Source organism: Nocardia sp. NBC_00511 (genome assembly GCF_045161165.1).
Taxonomy (GTDB): domain Bacteria; phylum Actinomycetota; class Actinomycetes; order Mycobacteriales; family Mycobacteriaceae; genus Nocardia.
Window position 1 is genome coordinate 560311 of record NZ_CP107849.1, and the last position, 18777, is coordinate 579087.

The 18777-nt window shown below is 69.8% G+C and carries 7 protein-coding genes; 1 reads left to right on the forward strand and 6 read right to left on the reverse strand.

Translation table 11 applies throughout. From position 1 onward, the window contains the following. Window positions 1–20 precede the first annotated feature (20 nt). A complete protein-coding gene (locus OG300_RS02705; RefSeq protein WP_405491762.1) occupies window positions 21–1808 on the forward strand; it encodes a penicillin-binding transpeptidase domain-containing protein in 1788 nt (595 codons plus the stop codon). Between the two features lie 9 nt (window positions 1809–1817). On the opposite strand, the gene OG300_RS02710 is transcribed toward OG300_RS02705, so the two are convergent. The 6 genes from OG300_RS02710 to OG300_RS02735 all read right to left on the reverse strand — a co-directional run bounded on the left by OG300_RS02710 (window position 1818) and on the right by OG300_RS02735 (window position 18761). Further along, on the reverse strand, window positions 1818–2018 hold the full coding sequence (locus OG300_RS02710; protein WP_405491764.1) for a hypothetical protein: 201 nt from the start codon (window positions 2016–2018) through the stop codon (window positions 1818–1820). 224 nt (window positions 2019–2242) lie between these two features. After that, entirely contained in the window at window positions 2243–2755 is a 513-nt protein-coding gene (locus OG300_RS02715; protein ID WP_405498448.1) for a peroxynitrite isomerase, read from the reverse strand. 71 nt (window positions 2756–2826) lie between these two features. Next, entirely contained in the window at window positions 2827–3666 is an 840-nt protein-coding gene (locus tag OG300_RS02720) for an ABC transporter permease (protein ID WP_405491766.1), read from the reverse strand. Window position 3667: 1 nt separating this feature from the next. Continuing rightward, the gene (locus OG300_RS02725) at window positions 3668–4498 is read right to left on the reverse strand and encodes an antibiotic transporter (protein ID WP_405491768.1); all 831 of its coding nucleotides are present in this window, start codon (window positions 4496–4498) and stop codon (window positions 3668–3670) included. Then, entirely contained in the window at window positions 4495–5541 is a 1047-nt protein-coding gene (locus OG300_RS02730) for an ATP-binding cassette domain-containing protein (RefSeq protein WP_405491770.1), read from the reverse strand. Before OG300_RS02730 ends, OG300_RS02725 begins: the two co-directional genes overlap by 4 nt. Window positions 5542–5573: 32 nt before the next feature. After that, window positions 5574–18761, reverse strand: coding sequence for an amino acid adenylation domain-containing protein (locus OG300_RS02735; protein ID WP_405491772.1), 13188 nt, complete (start codon window positions 18759–18761; stop codon window positions 5574–5576). Window positions 18762–18777 lie beyond the last annotated feature (16 nt).

Here is an 18777-nt window from a genome sequence, read left to right on the forward strand (position 1 = left end):
TGGCTCTAGCATCTGTCCCGATGTCCACACGGGTCTTCACCATGTTGATCGCGGCTGTCGTAGCGGTTGCCGCGGCCGGTTGCTCCTCGGGTCCGCAGGGTCCCGCGCAGGCCGCCGAGGCGTTCGTCAGCGCCTTCGCCGATCATGACGCGCAGGCTGCCGCCGGGTTCACCAGTCAGCCCGAAAAGGCCGGTGCCGCACTGGCTTCGGCGTGGGAGCACCTACAGGCCGAGAAGCTGGTCGCCAGCACCGGCGACGCCCGCGTCACCGGTGACACCGCCATCGTCGACTACACCTACGAGTGGCACATGCCCAAGGATCGCGTCTGGACCTACAAGGGTCAGTTGCAGATGGGTCGCAGTGAGGGCCGCTGGCAGGTGCGCTGGTCCTCCGCCGACATCCACCCGCAGCTCGGCGACACCCAAACCCTGCAGCTGCGTTCGAATCCCGCGCCGCGCGCCCGGGTGAACGAGCGCTCGGGCACCGATGTGATGGTGCCGGGCGCGCTGTACCGGGTGTTGTTCAAACCGGTCGCGGGCACCGATCCGACCGCTGCCGCAACCAGTTTGGCGAACGCGCTCAGCCGTTTCGACGAGCACATCACGCCCGCCTCGTTGCTGAGCGCGGCCCGCAAGGCCGATGGCGCGTACACCGCCGCGATGCTCTCGGAATGGGAGTTCGGCGAGGTGAATTCGCAGGTGCTGGGTCTGCCGGGGGTGACCTTCGGCAAGGAGTTCGACCTGGTGCCCACCGACCGCCGTTTCGCGCCGGACCTGATGACCCAGGTGCGCAAGACGGTGATCGACGAGGTCGACGGCAAAGCGGGCTGGAGTGTGGTGACCGTCAACTCCAACGGCGGCGACACCGATGTGCTCAAAGAGGTCGATCCCGAAGGCTCCCCGTCGTTCTCGCTGAGCGTGGACCGCAATGTGCAGAATGCCGCGCAGCGCGCGGTGGACGCGCGCACCGAGCAGACCATGATGGTGGTGTTGCAGCCGTCGTCGGGTGCGATCCTGGCGATCGCGCAGAACGAGGCCGCCGACGCGGACGGCCCGGTCGCCGCCTCCGGCCTGTATCCGCCGGGTTCGACCTTCAAGACGGTGACGGCGGCCGCGGCCATGACCGACGGACAGGCCAACCCGGACACCACGGTGCCGTGCCCGAGCCGGATCACGGTGGGGGAGCGCACGATTCCGAACTACGACCTGTTCTCCCTCGGTGACGTCTCGATGGCCACCGCCTACGAGCGGTCCTGCAATACCGCGTTCGCCAAGATCGCCTCGGAGCTGGGCGGCGAGGAGCTGCCGAAGGCGGCGGCCGCGCTGGGTCTGGGCGTGGACTACACGGTGGCCGGTCTGCCGACCGCGTCGGGTTCGGTGCCGCGCGACGATGATCAGGTGCAGCGGGCCGAGGACGGGATCGGTCAGGGCAAGGTGGTGGCGAGTCCGTTCGGGATGGCCATGGTGGCGGCCACGGTCGCGCACGGGTCGACTCCGGTGCCGTTTCTGATCGCGGGTCATCCCACCCAGGTGTCCGGGGATCGACCGCAGTTGTCACAGCCGGTGGTCGACGGTCTGCGGCTGATGATGCGCAAGGTGGTGCTCGGGGGTACGGCCGAGCGGATCGTCGATCAGGGCGAGGTGTACGGCAAGACCGGTGAGGCCGAGGTGGACGGTGGTTCGCACTCGTGGTTCATCGGTTACCGCGGCGATCTGGCCTGGGCGACGCTGCTGGTGCGCGGTGGCAGTTCGGACAATGCGGTGGCGGTGACGCGGGACATGCTGACCGCGTTGCCGTCGGGATATTGAGTCCGCGGCTCAGTTGCCGTCGTAGCCGCTGTCGAGTTTGAGGCAGCTGGCGGCGTGCAGGCCGCCGAGGGAATCGGTGACATAGCGTTGCTGGGCGAGGGTTTTGCCCGGTGGTCCGGCGACGGAGGCGTCTCCGATCATTTCGGTGACGCCCGCGCCGGCGAGGATCATTCCGGCGGTGGTGAGCAGCAATAAGGCCGAGCGCTTCATATCCCTCTCCCTTGTTTGGGGATGAGCGAGGACAACCGAACGGTCTGTTACGGGGGTCCGCTGCTCATTAGGGTTGGCTGACTATTTGCCAATGCCAGAAACGGTAATCGGTCACTTATCGGTAGGCAACCCGTAAATGTGATCCAGCACACTTGGGGCTTCAATATGCCGCAGGTCACAGCACGGGTCGGACCCGGAAGTTCATCTCGGGTTCGGGCTGCTGATCAGTTCGCGCGCTGCATGGTCGAGGCCAGATGATGCTGCAGCGGCCGTTCCACCGCGGCCATCCGCAGCGAGTAGCTGAGGGTGTCGCCCGCGAGGGTGATCGTACGGCCCAGTGCGGTCACCGATTTGGCACTGGTGCTCAGGCCGATGGCGGTGGAGTCCAGTTCCATCCGCAACCCGCCGTCGTCGGCGACCAGGCTGCCCTCGCAGATCTCGGTGATGCCGGTCGGGTGCGCCAGGATCAGTTCGATGCGATCGGGCGCGATGGCCCGCAGGTATCCGGTCTCGCTGTGCATGGGCCGGCTGCCGTCGGCGGCGCGGGTGCGCTGCCGGTAGGTGAGGAAGGGACGGCCGACATGGCCGAAGTGCACTTCCTCGAGGTACTCGAAGGTGTCGATGGTCGGATATTCGCCCTGGCCGCGGCCGCGCCAGGTGCCCAGCAGCGGGGCGAGGTGGGCGATGTCCGGGTGGGGCGCGACGGGGGTTTCGGGTTCGAGCACGGCGGCCAGCATAGTGCGCGCGCCGCCGCTGGGCAGGCGGTCGACGCGCGGACGGTCCGGTATTTGTCGCAAGGGGTCTGAATTCAGCGGCGGCTGGCGCGGCGGTAGCCGTACCCGGCGGGGAGGGCGAACACCACGATCAGCCCGACGCACCAGGCGACCGTCTTGACCAGCGGAGCCGCCAGCGGCCCGCCCTCGGCGAGGGCGCGCATGGTGTCGACCGCCACCGACATGGGCTGCCCGCGCACGACGGGCTGAATCCAGTTGGGGTAGGCCCCGATCGGCACGAACCCGGTGCTGAAGAACATGAGCAGTGACGACAGCAGTGCCACCCCCTCGACCAGGGTGGCTTTGGCGGTGAAGACGGCGATGGCGGTGACCATGGTCGCGAAGGCCAGCCCGAACAGCACCGGAATCCACAGGAACGCGAACGCGGCCAGTGGTCCTTCGCGGAAGCGGAAGCCGAGCGCCATTCCGAACAGGATGATCACGACGGTTCCGCAGAAGATCCGGCAGCCCTCGGCGAGGATGCGGGCGGCGAGCCCGGAGGCGCGGTGCACGGGCAGCACCCAGAACCGGGCGAGGATCCCCGCCTCGCGTTCGCGACCGAGCATGATGCCGCTGGCCACGGTTCCCGACAGCGCCCCGACCAGCGTCACCATCGGCGTCGATCCGTAGAGGGCGCTGTGCCCGGAGAACTTCTGGATCTGGCTGCCGACCACGATGTCGAGCATGAGCAGCAGCAGGCAGGGCACGATCAGCGTTTCCAGCAGTGTGACCGGGTCGCGCACCCAGCGCAGCAGCAGTCGCTGGGTCTGAATCCAGGTGTGGCGCAACAGTGCCGGGACCGAGGCTTCGGCGGCGGTGATGATGTCGGCCGGACTCTGGTCGGGGATGGGGTCGGTGCGTTCGAGTGTGGTCATGTCACGACCTCTTCAGGTTCTGCCGGGCGATGAAGTAGCAGGACACCACGACGATGGCCGCGATCCACAGCAGCGGCGGTGTCATCAGCCCCCAGGTCACCGGATGCGCGCGTCCGAGGGTGTCGCCGCCGAGTGCCCGCAGCCCTTCGGCGAACTGCGAGACGGGCTGGTTGCGCACGAAAAGCTGGACCCAGTGCGGGAATTGGTGTGCGGGTGCGAGTCCGGTGGAGAGCATGCCGAGGATCAGCGGTGGCAGCACCAGCATCTGGGTGGTGGCCTCCGGGCTGCGGGTGAAGGTGCCGATGGCGTCGGCGCCGAGGCAGAACGCGATCCCGATCAGCATGCCCAGAGCCAGAAATCCGATGGTGTGTGCGGTGCCGTCGACGAATCGGAAGCCGATCACGTGCACGCTGATCACCGCGGACACCATGCCGATGGCGAGCCGGAAGATGTTGGAGGCCAGACGAGCCGCGGCCGGGATGAGCGGATGCATGGGCATGGCATCGAAGCGCCGGTCGAGTCCGGACACCGCGTCGGTGGCGGCGCGGAAGGCCGCCGACACCGCGGTGAACGCGGCCGCCTGCAAAATGACGATGGGCGCCATGAACTGCGCGTAGCTGCTGAATCCCAGTCCGGCGAAGGACATTACGCGGTTGAGCGGGATGTAGAAGCTGGCCGTGAAGGTGATCGGCGCGAGGATCGCGGTGATGATCTCGCCGGTCTTGACCGAGGGCACGATGAGCCGGATGGTGAGCACCCACCACTGCGCGAAGGTGGCGGGGGTGGCGCGGACGTTGGTGAGCCAGCCCGCGGGCGCGTCGACGGCGGTCATGCCCGGGTCCGTTCGTCGGTGGTGAAGCGCCCGTCGGCGGTCCGCAGCCGGAACGACGTCGAATCCTGGACTTCCGCTTCGGGTTCCGCGCGGTGTCCGGTGAGTTGCAGGAACACGTCGTCGAGCGAGGGCCGTCGCAGTGCGATGTCGACGAGTTCGAGTCCGGCGGCGTCGAGGCGGCGCAGCGCTTCGGCCAGGGTCTTGGCCCCGGCGGGCGCGGGGATGGCCAGCCGATCCGAATCTTCTTTCAGCGCTTCGAGATTGGCGGCGGGCACCAGATCACCGAGGGCGGTGATGATGGCGGGCAGATCTTCTTCACGCAGCGCCATGATCTCGCAGTAGCTGCCGCCGGTGCGGGCCTTGAGTTCGTCGGCGGTGCCGCTGGCGATGACGACGCCGTGGTCGATGACGATGATGCGGTCGCACAGCGCGTCGGCTTCTTCGAGGTACTGCGTGGTGAGCAGGGTGGTGATGCCGTGTTTGCGAAAGCCGCCGACGAGGTCCCAGACGCCTTGGCGGCTGCGCGGATCCAGTCCGGTGGTGGGTTCGTCGAGGAACACCACCTCGGGTCGCACCACGAGTCCGCAGGCGATGTCGATGCGTCGCCGCATGCCGCCGGAGTAGGTGCCGACGCGGCGTCCGGCGGCATCGTCGAGGTCGAATTCGGCGATGAGTTCGGTGGCGCGGGCGCGGGCGGCGCGTTTGCGCAGTCCCATCAGCCGCCCGAACATGACGAGGTTCTCGTAGCCGCTCAACGCGTCGTCGAGGGCGGCGAACTGTCCGGTGAGCATGATGCCGCGGCGGACGGCGGCGGCGTCGGTGACGACGTTGTGCCCGGCGACCCAGGCGTGGCCGTGGTCGGGGGCGATGAGGGTGGACAGGATGTTGACCATGGTGGTCTTGCCCGCGCCGTTGGGTCCGAGGATGCCGAGGACTTCGCCGGGCGCGGCCTTGAAGGTGACGCCGCGCAGGGCTTGCACGGCCCCGAAGGACTTCTCGACGTTTTCGACGACGACGCCGTCGGTGCCGGTGCTGTGGTTCATGATCGGTGTATCGGTCGTGCCACTGCGAGTGTTCACGGCGTCCCTCCCAGGTGTTCGTCGAGAATGCGGGCGATGGCCGCGAGTGCGTGCGGCGCGGTCATGTCGTCGTGGCTGACGTCGATGTCGTGGTTGGTGATGGCGCCGGTGATCCAGGGCCGCCAGCCGGTGGGCCCGAAGATGTCGGAGGTGTGCACGGTGGCGCTGAAATACTGTGCGTCGCCGTGGAATACGGGTCGCTGATAGCCGGTGCGGGTGCGGGCCGACGCGTTGTAGGAGGCGGCGAGGCGTTCCAGGGTGGTGGCGTCGATGATCGAGACGCCGCCCATTCGGTCGCGGATGAGCGCCGCGGCCTGTTCGGCGCTGGCGTCGGCGGGGATGTCGCTGATGCCGAAGACCGAGCCGAAGGTGGCGACGAAGGATCCGGCGGTGAGCGTTTCGATGCTGTCACCGTCGATATCGGTGCTGTCCGCGTCGAGCAGGGCCAGGGTGCCGACCTCGTCTCCGGTTGCCTCGAGCTGGGCGGCGACGGCGTGTGCGATCAGGCCGCCGAAGGACCATCCGAGCAGATGATAGGGGCCGCGCGGCTGGAGTCGGCGGATTTCGGTCACGTAGCGGGCGGCGAAGTCGGCGATGCCGCGAGCATGTGGTTCGCCCGACAGATCGGGTGCCTGCAGCCCGTAGATGGGGCGGCCGGGCCGCAGCGCGTCGGCCAGTCCGAGGTAGGTCCAGGCGATGCCGGAGGACGGGTGGATGCAGAACAGGGGAGCGCCGTCCCCGTCGGGCCGGATCGGCAGCACCACGTCGAGCCCGAGTCCGGGTGTCGAGTCACTCTGGGCGGCAGCGACTTCGGCCGCGTCCCGCTGCGCCCGCAGTTCGATCAGGTAATCGCGTTCGGCCGCCGCCGCGTCCTGCGCTGCCGGGGTGGTGGCGAAATACGCTGCGGCACTGAGCACGTCGGCCCACTGATGGGCGAGCATGGCGACTTCGTGGCGGGGCAGCAGGGTTTCGGGGAAGGTGAAGGTGGCCTGCAACCGATCCCCGACCACCACGGCATTGATCTCGATCTCGGCGGTGACCGGCACGTCGGGGTGTTCGCTGGTGCGCAGGTCGCCGAATTCGTCGGTGGGCAGCCAGCCGAGTCCTTCGAGCCCGGCCGGAATGTCGGCGGTGGCGTAGCGCCCCAGGTAGTTGAATCCGATGCGTCCGGGCACCCGTTCGGGAAGTTCGCGCGCGGTGTCGTCGTCGAGGTAGCGCAGCATGCCGTACCCGATGCCCTTGCCGGGCACGGCCAGCAGCTGGTGTTTGACCGCGCGGATGGCCGCCCCCATGGCTGGCCCGCCCGCGACGGCCTCGCGGGTCGCGATCCCGGGCAGGTCGATGCGCAGCGGATACAGCGTGGTGAACCAGCCGATGGTGCGCGAGAGGTCCGCCCCGGGCACGACTTCCTGTTGGCGCCCATGGCCTTCCATGCGCAGCAGCACCGAGTCGCCGGGTTGTTCACGCCACCGCAGCACGGCCAGTGCGAGCGCGGCCAGCAGCGCGTCCTCGACGGTGCCGTCGAACAGTGCGGGCAGCGTGGTGAGCAGCGCGTCGGTGGTATCGGCATCGAGTTCGATGTCGACCGCGCGCACGGCGGGCGCCCGGTCGACGGCGGGATCGAGTTCGCGCCCGCCCAGCAGCGGATCGGCTGTCGCGCACACCTCACGCCAGTGCGCGAGCTCGCCCGTGCGAGCTGGAGCGGCGGCGCGCAGGGCGTGCGCCCAGGTGCGCATCGACGTACCGGTATCGGGCAGTACGGGTTCGGCCCCACCGCTGATCTGCGCCCACGCCGCGATCAGGTCCGGGATCAGGATGCGCCACGACACCCCGTCGATCACCAGGTGGTGCGCGACCAGGATCAGTCGTCCGCGCCGGTCGCCGGGTCCGTCGGGTGCCGGTGCCAGCCACACCAGTTGCAGCACGATCCCGGTCGCAGGGTCGAGCCGGTCGAGCGCCGAATCCAGTTCGGTGACAGCGTATTCACGCAACTCCACCGCATCGGCGGCATCGAATTCGATCCCGTGCAGCAGTGCGTCCACATCCACGCTTCCGGGCGGCCGCGTACTCAATTCCCAACCGTCACCGGTGTTTTCGAGCCGTGCGCGCAGCATGGCGTGCCGATCGACCACCGCGGTGACGGTGGCGACCAGCTGCTCGCGGGTGATACCGGCGGGCAGATCCAGCACCGCGGTCTGCGCGAAACGCCGGTGATCCCCACCGCGTTCGAGCAGCCAGCCCACGATCGGCGTGATCGGCAGCTCACCGACCCCGCCACCGGGCAGCTCGTCGAGCACCACGGCCGCACCGCCCGCATCGGCGATCTCGGCGAGCGCCGCCACCGTCCGATGCTCGAAAACCTGCAACGGCGTGAGCTCGATGCCGTGGCTACGCGCTCGCGACACCAGCTGAATCGCGAGAATACTGTCGCCGCCGAGCGCGAAGAACGAGTCGTGCACACCCACCAGGTCGCGCCCGAGCAGTTCGGCGACGATCTCGGCCAGCGCGGTCTCGGTCCCGGTGGACGGCGCGCGGTACTCGGTCTCGGCCTCGAACACCGGCTCCGGCAACGCCTTCCGATCCAGTTTGCCGACGGCGTTGAGTGGAATGGCGTCGAGCACGACGAACGCCGCGGGCACCATATACCCGGGCAGTCGGTCGGCGGCGTGCGCCCGCACCGCGGGCAGATCGATGACGCGACCGGGTTCCGGCAGCAGATAGGCGGCCAGCGCGGTGGCCCCGCCGGGCCCGGAAACGCCCAGGGTGACCGCGAATTCGACGCCGTCGGCAGCGGTCAGCGCGGCATCGATCTCACCGAGTTCGATGCGCTGCCCGCGCACCTTCACCTGGAAGTCGGTGCGCCCCAGGTATTCCAGCCGTGGCGCGCCCAGCTCCCCGATCCAGCGCACCAGATCGCCGGTCCGGTACATGCGTTCGCCGGGCCGCCCGTACGGGTCGGCGACGAAGCGGGCCGCACTCAGTCCCGGCCGCGCGTGATACCCGCGCGCCAGCGCCGGTCCGGCGAGATACAGCTCACCGGCGACCCCGAGTGGCACCGGTCGCATCCGATCATCGAGGACCAGCGTGGCGGCCCCTCGAATCGGCCCGCCGATGGTGACTGTCTGATCTGGCACCAGCGCCTCGGAAGCCGTTGCCCAGATGGTGAATTCGGTCGGCCCGTACAGGTTGATCAGCGTCCGCCCCGGTGACCACCGAGCCACCAGATCCGGGCTGATGGCCTCACCGGCCACCGCCAGCACCCGCACGCTCGACACCGCCGCCGGATCCATGGTGGCCAGCGCCGACGGCGTGATCACCAGATGCGTGACCCCCTGCGTCGCAATGAGTTCCGCGAGCGGCTCCCCACCGAAGACGTCCGGCGGCGCGACGATCGCGGTCCCGGCGGACCCGAACGCCATCAGCGCCTCGAACGCCGAGGCGTCGAAACTCGGTGACGCGACCTGCAATACCCGGCAGTGCTCGCCCAGCGACAGCAGTTCACGCTGCGCCTGCACCAGATCGGCGAGCCCGCGATGCGACACCGTCACACCCTTGGGCGTCCCCGTGGACCCGGAGGTGTAGATCAGCCAGGCGGGCTGATCCGGGTGTGGCCCACCGCGCCGGAACGGCCCGCGCCCCAGCGTTCCCCGCACCGTCGAGGCCTGCGGATCGTCGAGCACCAGCCACCCGATGCTGTCGGGCAGCACACCCCGGTGCGCGGTGGTGGTGAGCCCCAGCACCGCCCGCGAATCCGTCACCATGTGATCGATGCGATCGAGCGGATGCCTCGGATCGATCGGCAGGAACGCCGCCCCCGCCTTGGCGCACGCCCAAATCGCGGTCAGCAGCTCCGCCCCGCGGGGAAGCGCCAGCGCCACAATGGTTTCCGGCCCCGCACCCGCCCCCGAGAGCTGACTGGCCAGCCGCTGCGACGCGGTATCCAGATCCCGATACGACAGCACCCGCCCGTCGGCGATGACCGCCGGGCACATCCGATGCTCGGTGGCCACGGCCCGGAAGATCCGATCGAGTGTCACGGTCCCGGCAGGCCGCGCTCCGCGCACCGGCACCAGCGCCCGCCGCTCGGCATCGTCGAGCAGATCGATATCCGAAACCCGCACACCCGGATCCCCGGTGACCGCGGTCAGCACCCGCCGCCACCGCGTCAGCAGCAGCCGAACCGTCGCCTCGTCGAACAGATCGGTCGCGAACGTCAGCGTCCCATCGAGCCCACCGGGCTCGGATGCTCCAGTGTCCGAGCCGGATTCGTCCCGGGGCAGCGGTGGCCGCAGGTCGAAGGTGAGGTCGAACTGCGAGCTGTCGCGGTCGAGCGGTTCCACCTCCACCCGCAGTCCGGGCAGTTCGACGGCGGGCGGCGTGAAGTTCTGTAGCGACAGCGACACCTGGAACAGCGGGTGCTGTGCGGTCGAGCGCGGCGGATCGAGCACCTGCACCAGGCGTTCGAAGGGCACTTCGGCGTGTCCGAGGGCGTCCAGGTCGTCGGAGCGCACGGCGGCGAGCAGGTCGCGGAAACTCGCGGCCGGATCGACGGTGGTGCGCAGGGCCAGGGTGTTGACGAACATGCCGACGAGCTCGTCCAGCGCCGCCTCACCGCGTCCCGCGACGGCCGTGCCGATGAGCACGTCGGGTGTGCCCGCCAACCGGGACAGCAGTACCGCCAGCGCCGCGTGCAGCACCATGAACAGACTGGTGTCGGTCGCAGACGCCAAATCTGTCAGGGCGGAGTGCAGTTCGTCGTCGAGCCGGAATTCCAGATCGCGACTGCGCATGCTCTGCACGGCGGGCCGGGGCCGATCGACGGGGAGTTCGAGCACGTCGGGGGTGTGGGCGAGCCGCTCGCTCCAGTACCGGAGCTGTTCGGCCGCAACGGAATACTCGTCCTGCTCCTCACCGAGCAGCTCCCGCTGCCACAGCGAGTAGTCGGCGTATTGCACCCGCGGCGCGGGCTGCTGCGGCGTCTCCCCGGCGGTGCGCGCCAGGTATGCGGCCATGAGATCACCCGCGAGCGGGGCCATGGACGCGCCGTCCGCGCTGATGTGGTGCACCACGAGCGTCACCACCTGCACACTCTCCGGTGGCACCGTGAATATAGCTGCGCGCAAAGGTGATTCGCGCGTCAGATCGAACCCGCTCCCGGTGAACTCCGCGATGGCAGTCCGCAGCGGCACCCCCTCCTCGACCTCGGCCGTGACGATCCCGGGCGCACCGTCCTCCACGCCGAGCACCACCTGCCGGGGCCCCTCGGCATCAGCGGGATAGATGGTGCGCAGCGTCTCGTGCCGAGCGACCACATCCCCGATCGCCGCCCGCAACGCGTCGACATCCAGTTCCCCGGTGAACCGCAGCGCCGCCGTGATGTTGTAGGCGGCCGAGCTCGGATCGAGCCGATTGAGCACCCACATCCGTTGCTGCGCAGGCGAAAGCGGAATCCGGTCGGGCCGAATGCGCGGCGCGAGCGTCGGTCCCGCGACCCCGTACCCGCCGGGCACGATCCGCGCGGCCAGCTGCGCCACACTGGGCGCGTCGAACAGATCGCGCAGTGCCACGGTGGCGCCCATGGCCGCGTTCACCCGCGCCACCACCTTGGTGGCGCTGAGCGAGTTGCCGCCGAGTTCGAAGAACGACCGGTCGATGCTGATCTTCTCGTTGCCGAGCACCTCGGCGAACACATCGGCCACGGCCCGTTCGACGGCGGTCCGGGGAGCCAGGTACCGCTGGTCGAGGCTGTCGAAATCCGGTGCGGGCAAGGCATTCCGGTCGAGTTTCCCGACCGGCGTGAGCGGCACGTCGTCGAGCTCGATGAGATAGCTCGGCACCATGTACCCCGGCAGCGCCGCCGCGATGCGGGTGCGCAGCAGTTCGGTGTCGAGCCGCTGCCCGGCCGCCGCCACCACATAGGACACCAGCACGGTCTGCCCGCCGGGTCCCGGGCAGCCGATGGTGGCCGCGTAGTCGATCTGTTCGTCCGCGCCGAGCACCGCGTCGATCTCCCCGAGCTCGATGCGCAGCCCGCGGATCTTGACCTGGAAGTCGCTGCGCCCCAAATATTCCAGCTCCAGCTGGGCCCCGTCCCCGGTCTTCACCTCGACCCACCGCACCATGTCCCCGGTCCGGTACATGCGGGCCCCGCCGGGCGCGTACGGGTTGGCGACGAATCGCGTCGCGGTCAGCCCGAGCCGGTTGAAATACCCCCGGGCCAGCGCGGGTCCGGCCAGATACAGCTCGCCCCCGATCCCGACCGGCACCGGCCGCAGCCATCCGTCCAGCACCATGGCCGCGGCCCCGCGAATGGGCGCGCCGATGGTGATGGGTTCGCCCGCGCGCAGTTCGCCGGGCCCGGTGGCCCACACACTGAATTCGGTGGGCCCGTACAGGTTCACCATGCGCCGCCCGGCCGACCAGGCGGCCACCAGTTCCGCACCGGCGGCCTCACCCGCGACGGACAGACAGGCCAGGTCGTCGAGTCCGGTCGGATCCATGGTGGCCAGGACGGACGGGGTGATGACCGCGTGCGTGACCCTTTCGGTGCGCAGCAATTCCTCGAGTGCGTTGCCGCCGTAGACCTCCGGCGGCGAGAGCACCAGCCGCCCGCCCGCACCGTGCGCCATCAGCAGTTCGTGCACGGAGGCGTCGAAGCTGGGTGAGGCGACCTGCAAGACCGTGGCCGTCTCGTCCAGGTCGAGCAGACTCTGCTGCGACGCGACAAGATTCGCGAGCCCGCGATGACTGAGCAGCACCGCCTTGGGCTTACCCGTGGATCCGGAGGTGTAGATCAGGTACGCGGTCTGCGCCAGGTTGATCGGCCCACCACGCTCGGCGTCGGTGATGTACGCGTCGGACACGGTCATGACGCGCCGGATGGTGGCGAGGTCGTCGAGCAGCAGCCAGTCGATGCTGCTGGGTAGTGAATCGCCGACCGCGCACACGGTGACGCCGATGGGCGCGCGCGAATCACTGAGAATGTGCTCGATGCGTTCGACCGGATAGTTGGGGTCCAGCGGCAGGAACGCCGCGCCGGTCTTGGCCAGCGCCCACACCGCCACCACCGATTCCACCGACCGCGTCAGCGCCAGCACCACGAAGGTCTCCCGGCCGACGCCGCGCCGCAACAGCACTCGCGCGAACCGATTGGACCAGGTGTCCAGGTCCCGATAGGTCATGCTCAACGATCCGGAGCTGACCGCGATGCCGTCCGGGTTCATCCGCGCCCCCGCGGCGAGGATGTCGGGCAGCGTCCGCAGCGGTGTCGGCGCACCACCGCGCACCGGCAGCAGCGCCACCCGCTCGTCGGCGTCGCAGTGCTGCACCTGCGCGATCCGGAACTCCGGATGATCGGCGATCTGGTTCAGCAGTTCCCCGAACCGGTCCAGCAGTCGCCGCGCGGCGACCTCGGGCAGCTGATCGGCCATGAATTTCACGGTGAGCCGCAGACTTTCGGCCCCGTCCGGCCCACGCTGCGGAATCACCATGAGGTTGAGCGGGTACGGCGTCGCGTCGGTCCCGGACACATCGAGGATCCGCATCCCCGCGATATCCAGTGCACGCGAAAGGGTTTCGCGATCCAACGGATACGATTCGAACACCGTCAGGGTGTCGAACAGCTCGGGCAGCCCGACCGCCTGATGGATCGCGGCCAGCCCCACATGCTGATAGTCCAGCAGCCGCGCCTGCTCGTCCTGCACCCGCCCGAGCAGTTCCGCCACCCGCTCACCGGGATCCAGGCGCACCCGCACCGGCAGCGTGTTGATGAACAGCCCCACCATCTCCTCGACCCCACCGAGTTGTGGGGGCCGCCCGGAGACGGTGCCACCGAACACCACGTCGGTGCGCCCGGTGAGCATGTTCAGCAGCAGCGCCCACCCGGTCTGCACCGCGGTGTTCACCGTCGCGCCCGCCGCACGGACGGTGGCGGTGAGCCGCGCCAGCCGCTCGGCATCGAATTCGATGGAGACCATGCCGGATTCGGTCGACGCGATGCCCGCCAGGCTGGGCACGGCCCGCGTCGGCGCGTCCACTCCGGCCAGCGCGTCGGTCCACGCCCCGATCGCGGCGTCCTGGTCCTGCTCGTCGAGCCAGGCCAGGAATTCCCGGTAGGAGTGCGCGGGGGTGGCGGGCAGCGTCTGCCCGGTGACGGCCGCGAGGTATCCGGCCAGCAGTTCCCGCACCACCAGCGGCGTCGACCAGCCGTCCAGCGCCAGATGATGATTGGTCATCAGCAGCGTGTAGGCCTCGGTGTCGGTCCGCAGCAGATGGAACCGCAGCAGCGGCGGCCGCGCCAGATCGAACCGCGTCCCCGCGTCGACGGCGATCAGCCGGTCCAGTTCCCGCCTGCGTTCGGCGGGTTCGGTGAACGAGGTGAGATCGGTTTCGTGCCAAGGCAGTTCGGCCTCGCCGACCACCAGCTGCCGCGGCCCGTCCGGCGTCTCGACGTAGGCGACCCGCAAGACATCGTGCCGCCGCAGCAGTTCGGTCGCCGCCGCCCGCAGCCGGACGGCGTCGATGCGCCCGGCCAGCGACAGCTGCGTCTGCACCGTGTACCCGTCGGCGGTGTCGGTGTCGTAGCGCGCGTGGAACAGCAGCCCGTACTGCAGCGGCGACAGCGGCCAGACGTCGCGCAGCGGCCGATGCTCCCGCTCCCACCGATCGATCTGCGGCTGTGTCACCGCGACCAGCGGGAAGTCGGACGGTGTGTGCCCGCCCGCCCCGAGCGGCCGGGCATGGGCGACCAGCGCCGTCAGCGCTTCACCCCAGAGCCGGGCCAGTTCGCCGACCTGGGTGGCGGTGAGCACCCGTGACGCATACGCCCAGGTGAGTTCCAGTCCGGTGTCGGTCTGGAAGGCATTGATGTCGACGACCGCTTCCAACGGCGCGCGATCGTGCTGCGTCGCCGCGAATCGTGCTGGGAACCAAGGTGCCTCGTCCCCGCCGCTGGTCTCCGCGCCGGTCCCGGTCCGCCCGAGATAGTTGAAACTGAGCTGTGGTGCCGCCGTCCTGGCGAGTGGCTGCCCGGCGTCGAGGTAGCGCAGCATGCCGAACCCGACCCCCTTGTCGGGAATGGCTCGCAGCTGCTCCTTCACGCTCTTGAGCGCCAGTCCCGCCGCCGCCCCGCCCCGTAAGGCGTCGGCCAGGTCTATCCCGTCGAGCGTCAGCGCGACCGGATAGATGCTGGTGAACCACCCGATGGTGCGCGAGATGTCCGCCCCCGGCAGGATCGACTCCTCCCGCCCGTGCCCCTCCACGGTGAGCAGCGTGTGCCGATTGCCCCGCCATTTCTTGACGGCCAGCGCGAGCGCCGTGAGCAGCACCTCGTCGGGCCCGCAGTGGAACCGGTCGGTCACCAGTTCCAGTGCCGCCGAGGAGGTTTCGGCATCGATCTCGGTGTGCAACCGCACCTGGGTGGCGACCGTGTCGATCGCGGGATCCAGCGCCCGCGACCCCAGCTGCGGCTGCGGCGTCGCCAGCATCCGTTGCCACAGCGGTATTTCCGCCGCCCGTTCGGCGGTCTGCTCCAATTGCCCGGTGGCCCAGCGCCGGAACGAGGTCCCGATCGGCGCGAGCGTCCCACCCGCCCACGCGGTGGCCAGATCGGGCAGCAGAATGCGCCACGACACACCATCGGTGACCAGATGGTGCAGCACCACCCACAGCAGGGGCAGCGCCCCCTCGCCGCGTTCGACCAGCACGAACCGCGCCACGATGCCCGCCGCCGGGTCGAGCAGATCGGCGGCGCGCTGCAATTCGCGTTCCCCGTCACTGCCGGCCGGTGCGTGCGCGGTCTCGATCAGTGCGCCCGCCTCGACCAGCCCGGCCGCCGCGACCCGCCACTCCCAGCGCGGCGCGTCCCCGTCGGCGACCCGGATGAGCCTGCTGCGCAACAGATCGTGTCGGTCCACCAGCGCCTGCACGGCGGGCAGCAGCCGGGCGCGGTCGATATCGCGGGGGAGTGGGATCAGCACGGCCTGCGCGAATCGCGGCCAGCTGTCGTCGTGTTCGAGCATGGCGTGCACGATCGGGGTGAGCGGCACCGTGCCGACCGCCCCGCCCGGCAGTTCGGACACCACCGGCCCGATCGCCTCGGTGGCCACCGCCGCCAGCGCCGCGACGGTCTTGTGCTCGAACACATCCCGCGCCCGCAGCCCCAGCCCCGCGGACTTGGCCCGCGCGACCAGCTGGATGGCGACGATGCTGTCCCCGCCGAGGGTGAAGAAATTGTCGTCCGCCGCAATCGATTCCACGCCCAGCACCTCGGCGAACAGGGCGGCCAGGGTGCGTTCGTTGTCGGTGGCGGGTGCGCGCCCGCCGCGAGCACGAGTGGTGAAGTCCGGTTTCGGCAGTGCCCGCCGGTCCACCTTGCCCGCCGGCGTGAGCGGCAGCGTGTCCAGCACCATCACCGACGCGGGCACCATGTGCGCCGGAAGCAGCTGAGCGACGGTGGCTTTCACCGCCTCCGGATCGATCGCACCGTCAGCGGCCAGCACATAGCTGACCAGCGCGGTCGCCCCGCTGGGCGTGGTCGCGCCCACGGTGATCGCCACCTCGACCCCGGGGTGCCGCGCCACCGCCGCGTCCACCTCGCCGAGTTCGATCCGGAACCCGCGCACCTTCACCTGGGTGTCGCCACGGCCCAGGTATTCCAGCTGCCACCGCCCGCTCTGCCGCCGCCACCGCACCAGATCCCCGGTCCGGTACATCCGTTCCCCGGTCCCGTACGGGTCGGCGACGAAACGCTGTGCGGTGGAACCGATGCGCTGGTGATAGCCGCGCGCCACCCCGGACCCGCTCAGATACAGCTCCCCGGTCACCCCCGACGGCACCGGCCGCAGCCACGGATCGAGCACCAGTGCCCGCACGCCCCGCGCGGGCCCGCCGATGGTGATCGCATCGCCCGGCGCGAGGGGTGCGCTGATGGTCGCGGTCACCGTCGTTTCCGTCGGCCCGTACCCATTGAGCACGCACCGCCCGGCCCACCGCACCGGCAGTTCCGGCGGGCAGGAGTCGCCACCCACCACCACGGTCCGCAGTCGCGGCAGCGTAGCCGGCTCGAGCGAACCGGCCACAGCGGGAGTCACATTCAGGTGTGTCACCTCGAGCGCACGCAGCACCCGCGCCAACTCGTCACCGGCGTACGCGGACGGCGGCACCACCGCGACGGTCGCGCCCACCGCGAACGCCACCAGCAGCTCCTCCACCGAGATGTCGAAACTCGGCGAAACAGCATGCGCCAGCACCGCATCCGATCCGACCCCGAACGCCGCCCCCGACCCCGTGGCCAGGTTGGACAGCCCGCGATGGGTGACCGCGACCCCCTTGGGCAGCCCGGTCGACCCGGAGGTGTAGATGAGATAGGCGACCTGGTCGAGGTGAACGGCCCCCCGGCGCTCACCATCGCCCACCGGCCCGGAATCGCTTGCAGCCAGTACCTTTTCGGTCTCCGGCGTATCGAGCACCAGCCAGTCCACCCGGTCGGGCAGGGCCTTGCGCGATTCCGTCACGGTGACGCCCGCGACCACGCCGCTGTCGCGCAGCATGTGTTCGATGCGATCGCTCGGATATCCGGGGTCGATCGGCACGAACGCCGCCCCGGTCAACGCCACCGCCCACATCGCCAGCACCGATTCCGCCGATCGTGGAATCGAGATGGCCACCGTCCGTTCGGGTCCCGCTCCCGCCGCGATCAGCACCCGCGCCAGCCGCTGCGCGTACTCGGTGACCTCGCGATAGGTGTAGACGGTCCCGTCGACCCGCATGGCGATGGCCGCCGGGGCGCGTTCGGCTCCGCCGCACAGGATTTCGGGCAGCGTGCGCGGCGGGGTCCCGTCGCGTCCGGTGGCGGGCACCAGCGCGCGCTGTTCGTCCTCGGCCAGCACGGTCACCGCGACCAGTCGTCCATCGGTGCCCGCGGCCAGGAACCGGTGCAGGAACCGCAGGAACCGCGCGTGCAGCGTGGCGAGTTCGCTGTCGCCGTAGCGATTCGGGTTGGCCTGGAAGTCGATGTGGGTCGGTTCCCCGCCGGTGCCGGGATACACGTTGACGAACAGATCGTCGATCAGCCCCGAGGTGAGCACGTTGAGATGCCCGACCGCCTCGCCCAGGCGGATGCGGGTGTCGGCGAGCATGAGGTTGACGGTGGGCCCGAATCCGGCCACCTCGTCCATCGCCCACCCGAGGTCGCGGATGATGTCTTCCTGCCGGTAGCGCTGCCGCCGCAGCGCCGCGGTGAGTTCCCCCTGGGTGGCCCGGATCAGATCCCCCACGGTCGCCGCGGGTCCCGGATGCAGCCGCAGCGGAACCACATTCGCGACCATGCCGCCGGAACGCCGCAGGGTGGCGGTGGTGCGCCCGGACACCGGCAGGCTCAGCACGATCTCGCCCGCCCCGGTCATGGCGCTCACGAACGCCGCGAACGCGGCCACCACGATCGGGGCCGGACTGGTGGACAGTTCGGCGGTGACGGCGTCGAGCAGTCCGGCGGTGGCCGCGGGCAGCGCGCCGCTGAGCCGCCGCGGATGCGCGTCGACCGCGCCGGTGCGCTTGCCCAGCGCGACCGGTTCGGCCATCCCGGTGAGATGTTCGCGCCAATAGACTCGGTCGGCCGCCAGCTTGTCCGAATCCCGGTATGCCGCATCGGCTTCCACGATCCGCACCAGATGTTCGGCCTTGCCCGCTGGAACTTCCCGCCCGCTCGCGACCGCGTTGTAGATCTCGGAGGTGCGCTGCAACATGGTCAGCGCGCCGACCCCGTCGAGCAGGATGTGATGGAAGCGCGAGTACCAGTACCAGCGATCGGGCCCCAGCCGCAGCATGGCGACCGTGCACAGCCGATCGCGCGTCAGATCCAGGGGCGCGGTGTACTCGGCGCGCATCCACCGCTGCGCCGCCGCCTCGGGGTCCGTCGCGGCGCTCAGGTCCAGGGTCTGGATGGCGTCGTCGAGCTCGGTGTCGACGAGTTGCCAAGGCAGCTCGTCGATTTCGATCAGCCGCAGGTAGCCGGTCCCGAATTCGCGCCCGGCCTGCCGGGCGGCGTCGGCGAGCAGTGCGATGTCCACCGTCCCGGTGAACTCGACGTACTGCGCGATGGAGACGGGGGTGTCACCGGCAAGCTGCTGGGCGAACCAGATCCCGCGCTGGGCTGCGGACAGGGCGAAGGCGGAACTGGAGTCCATCAAGGCTGCTGGAGCT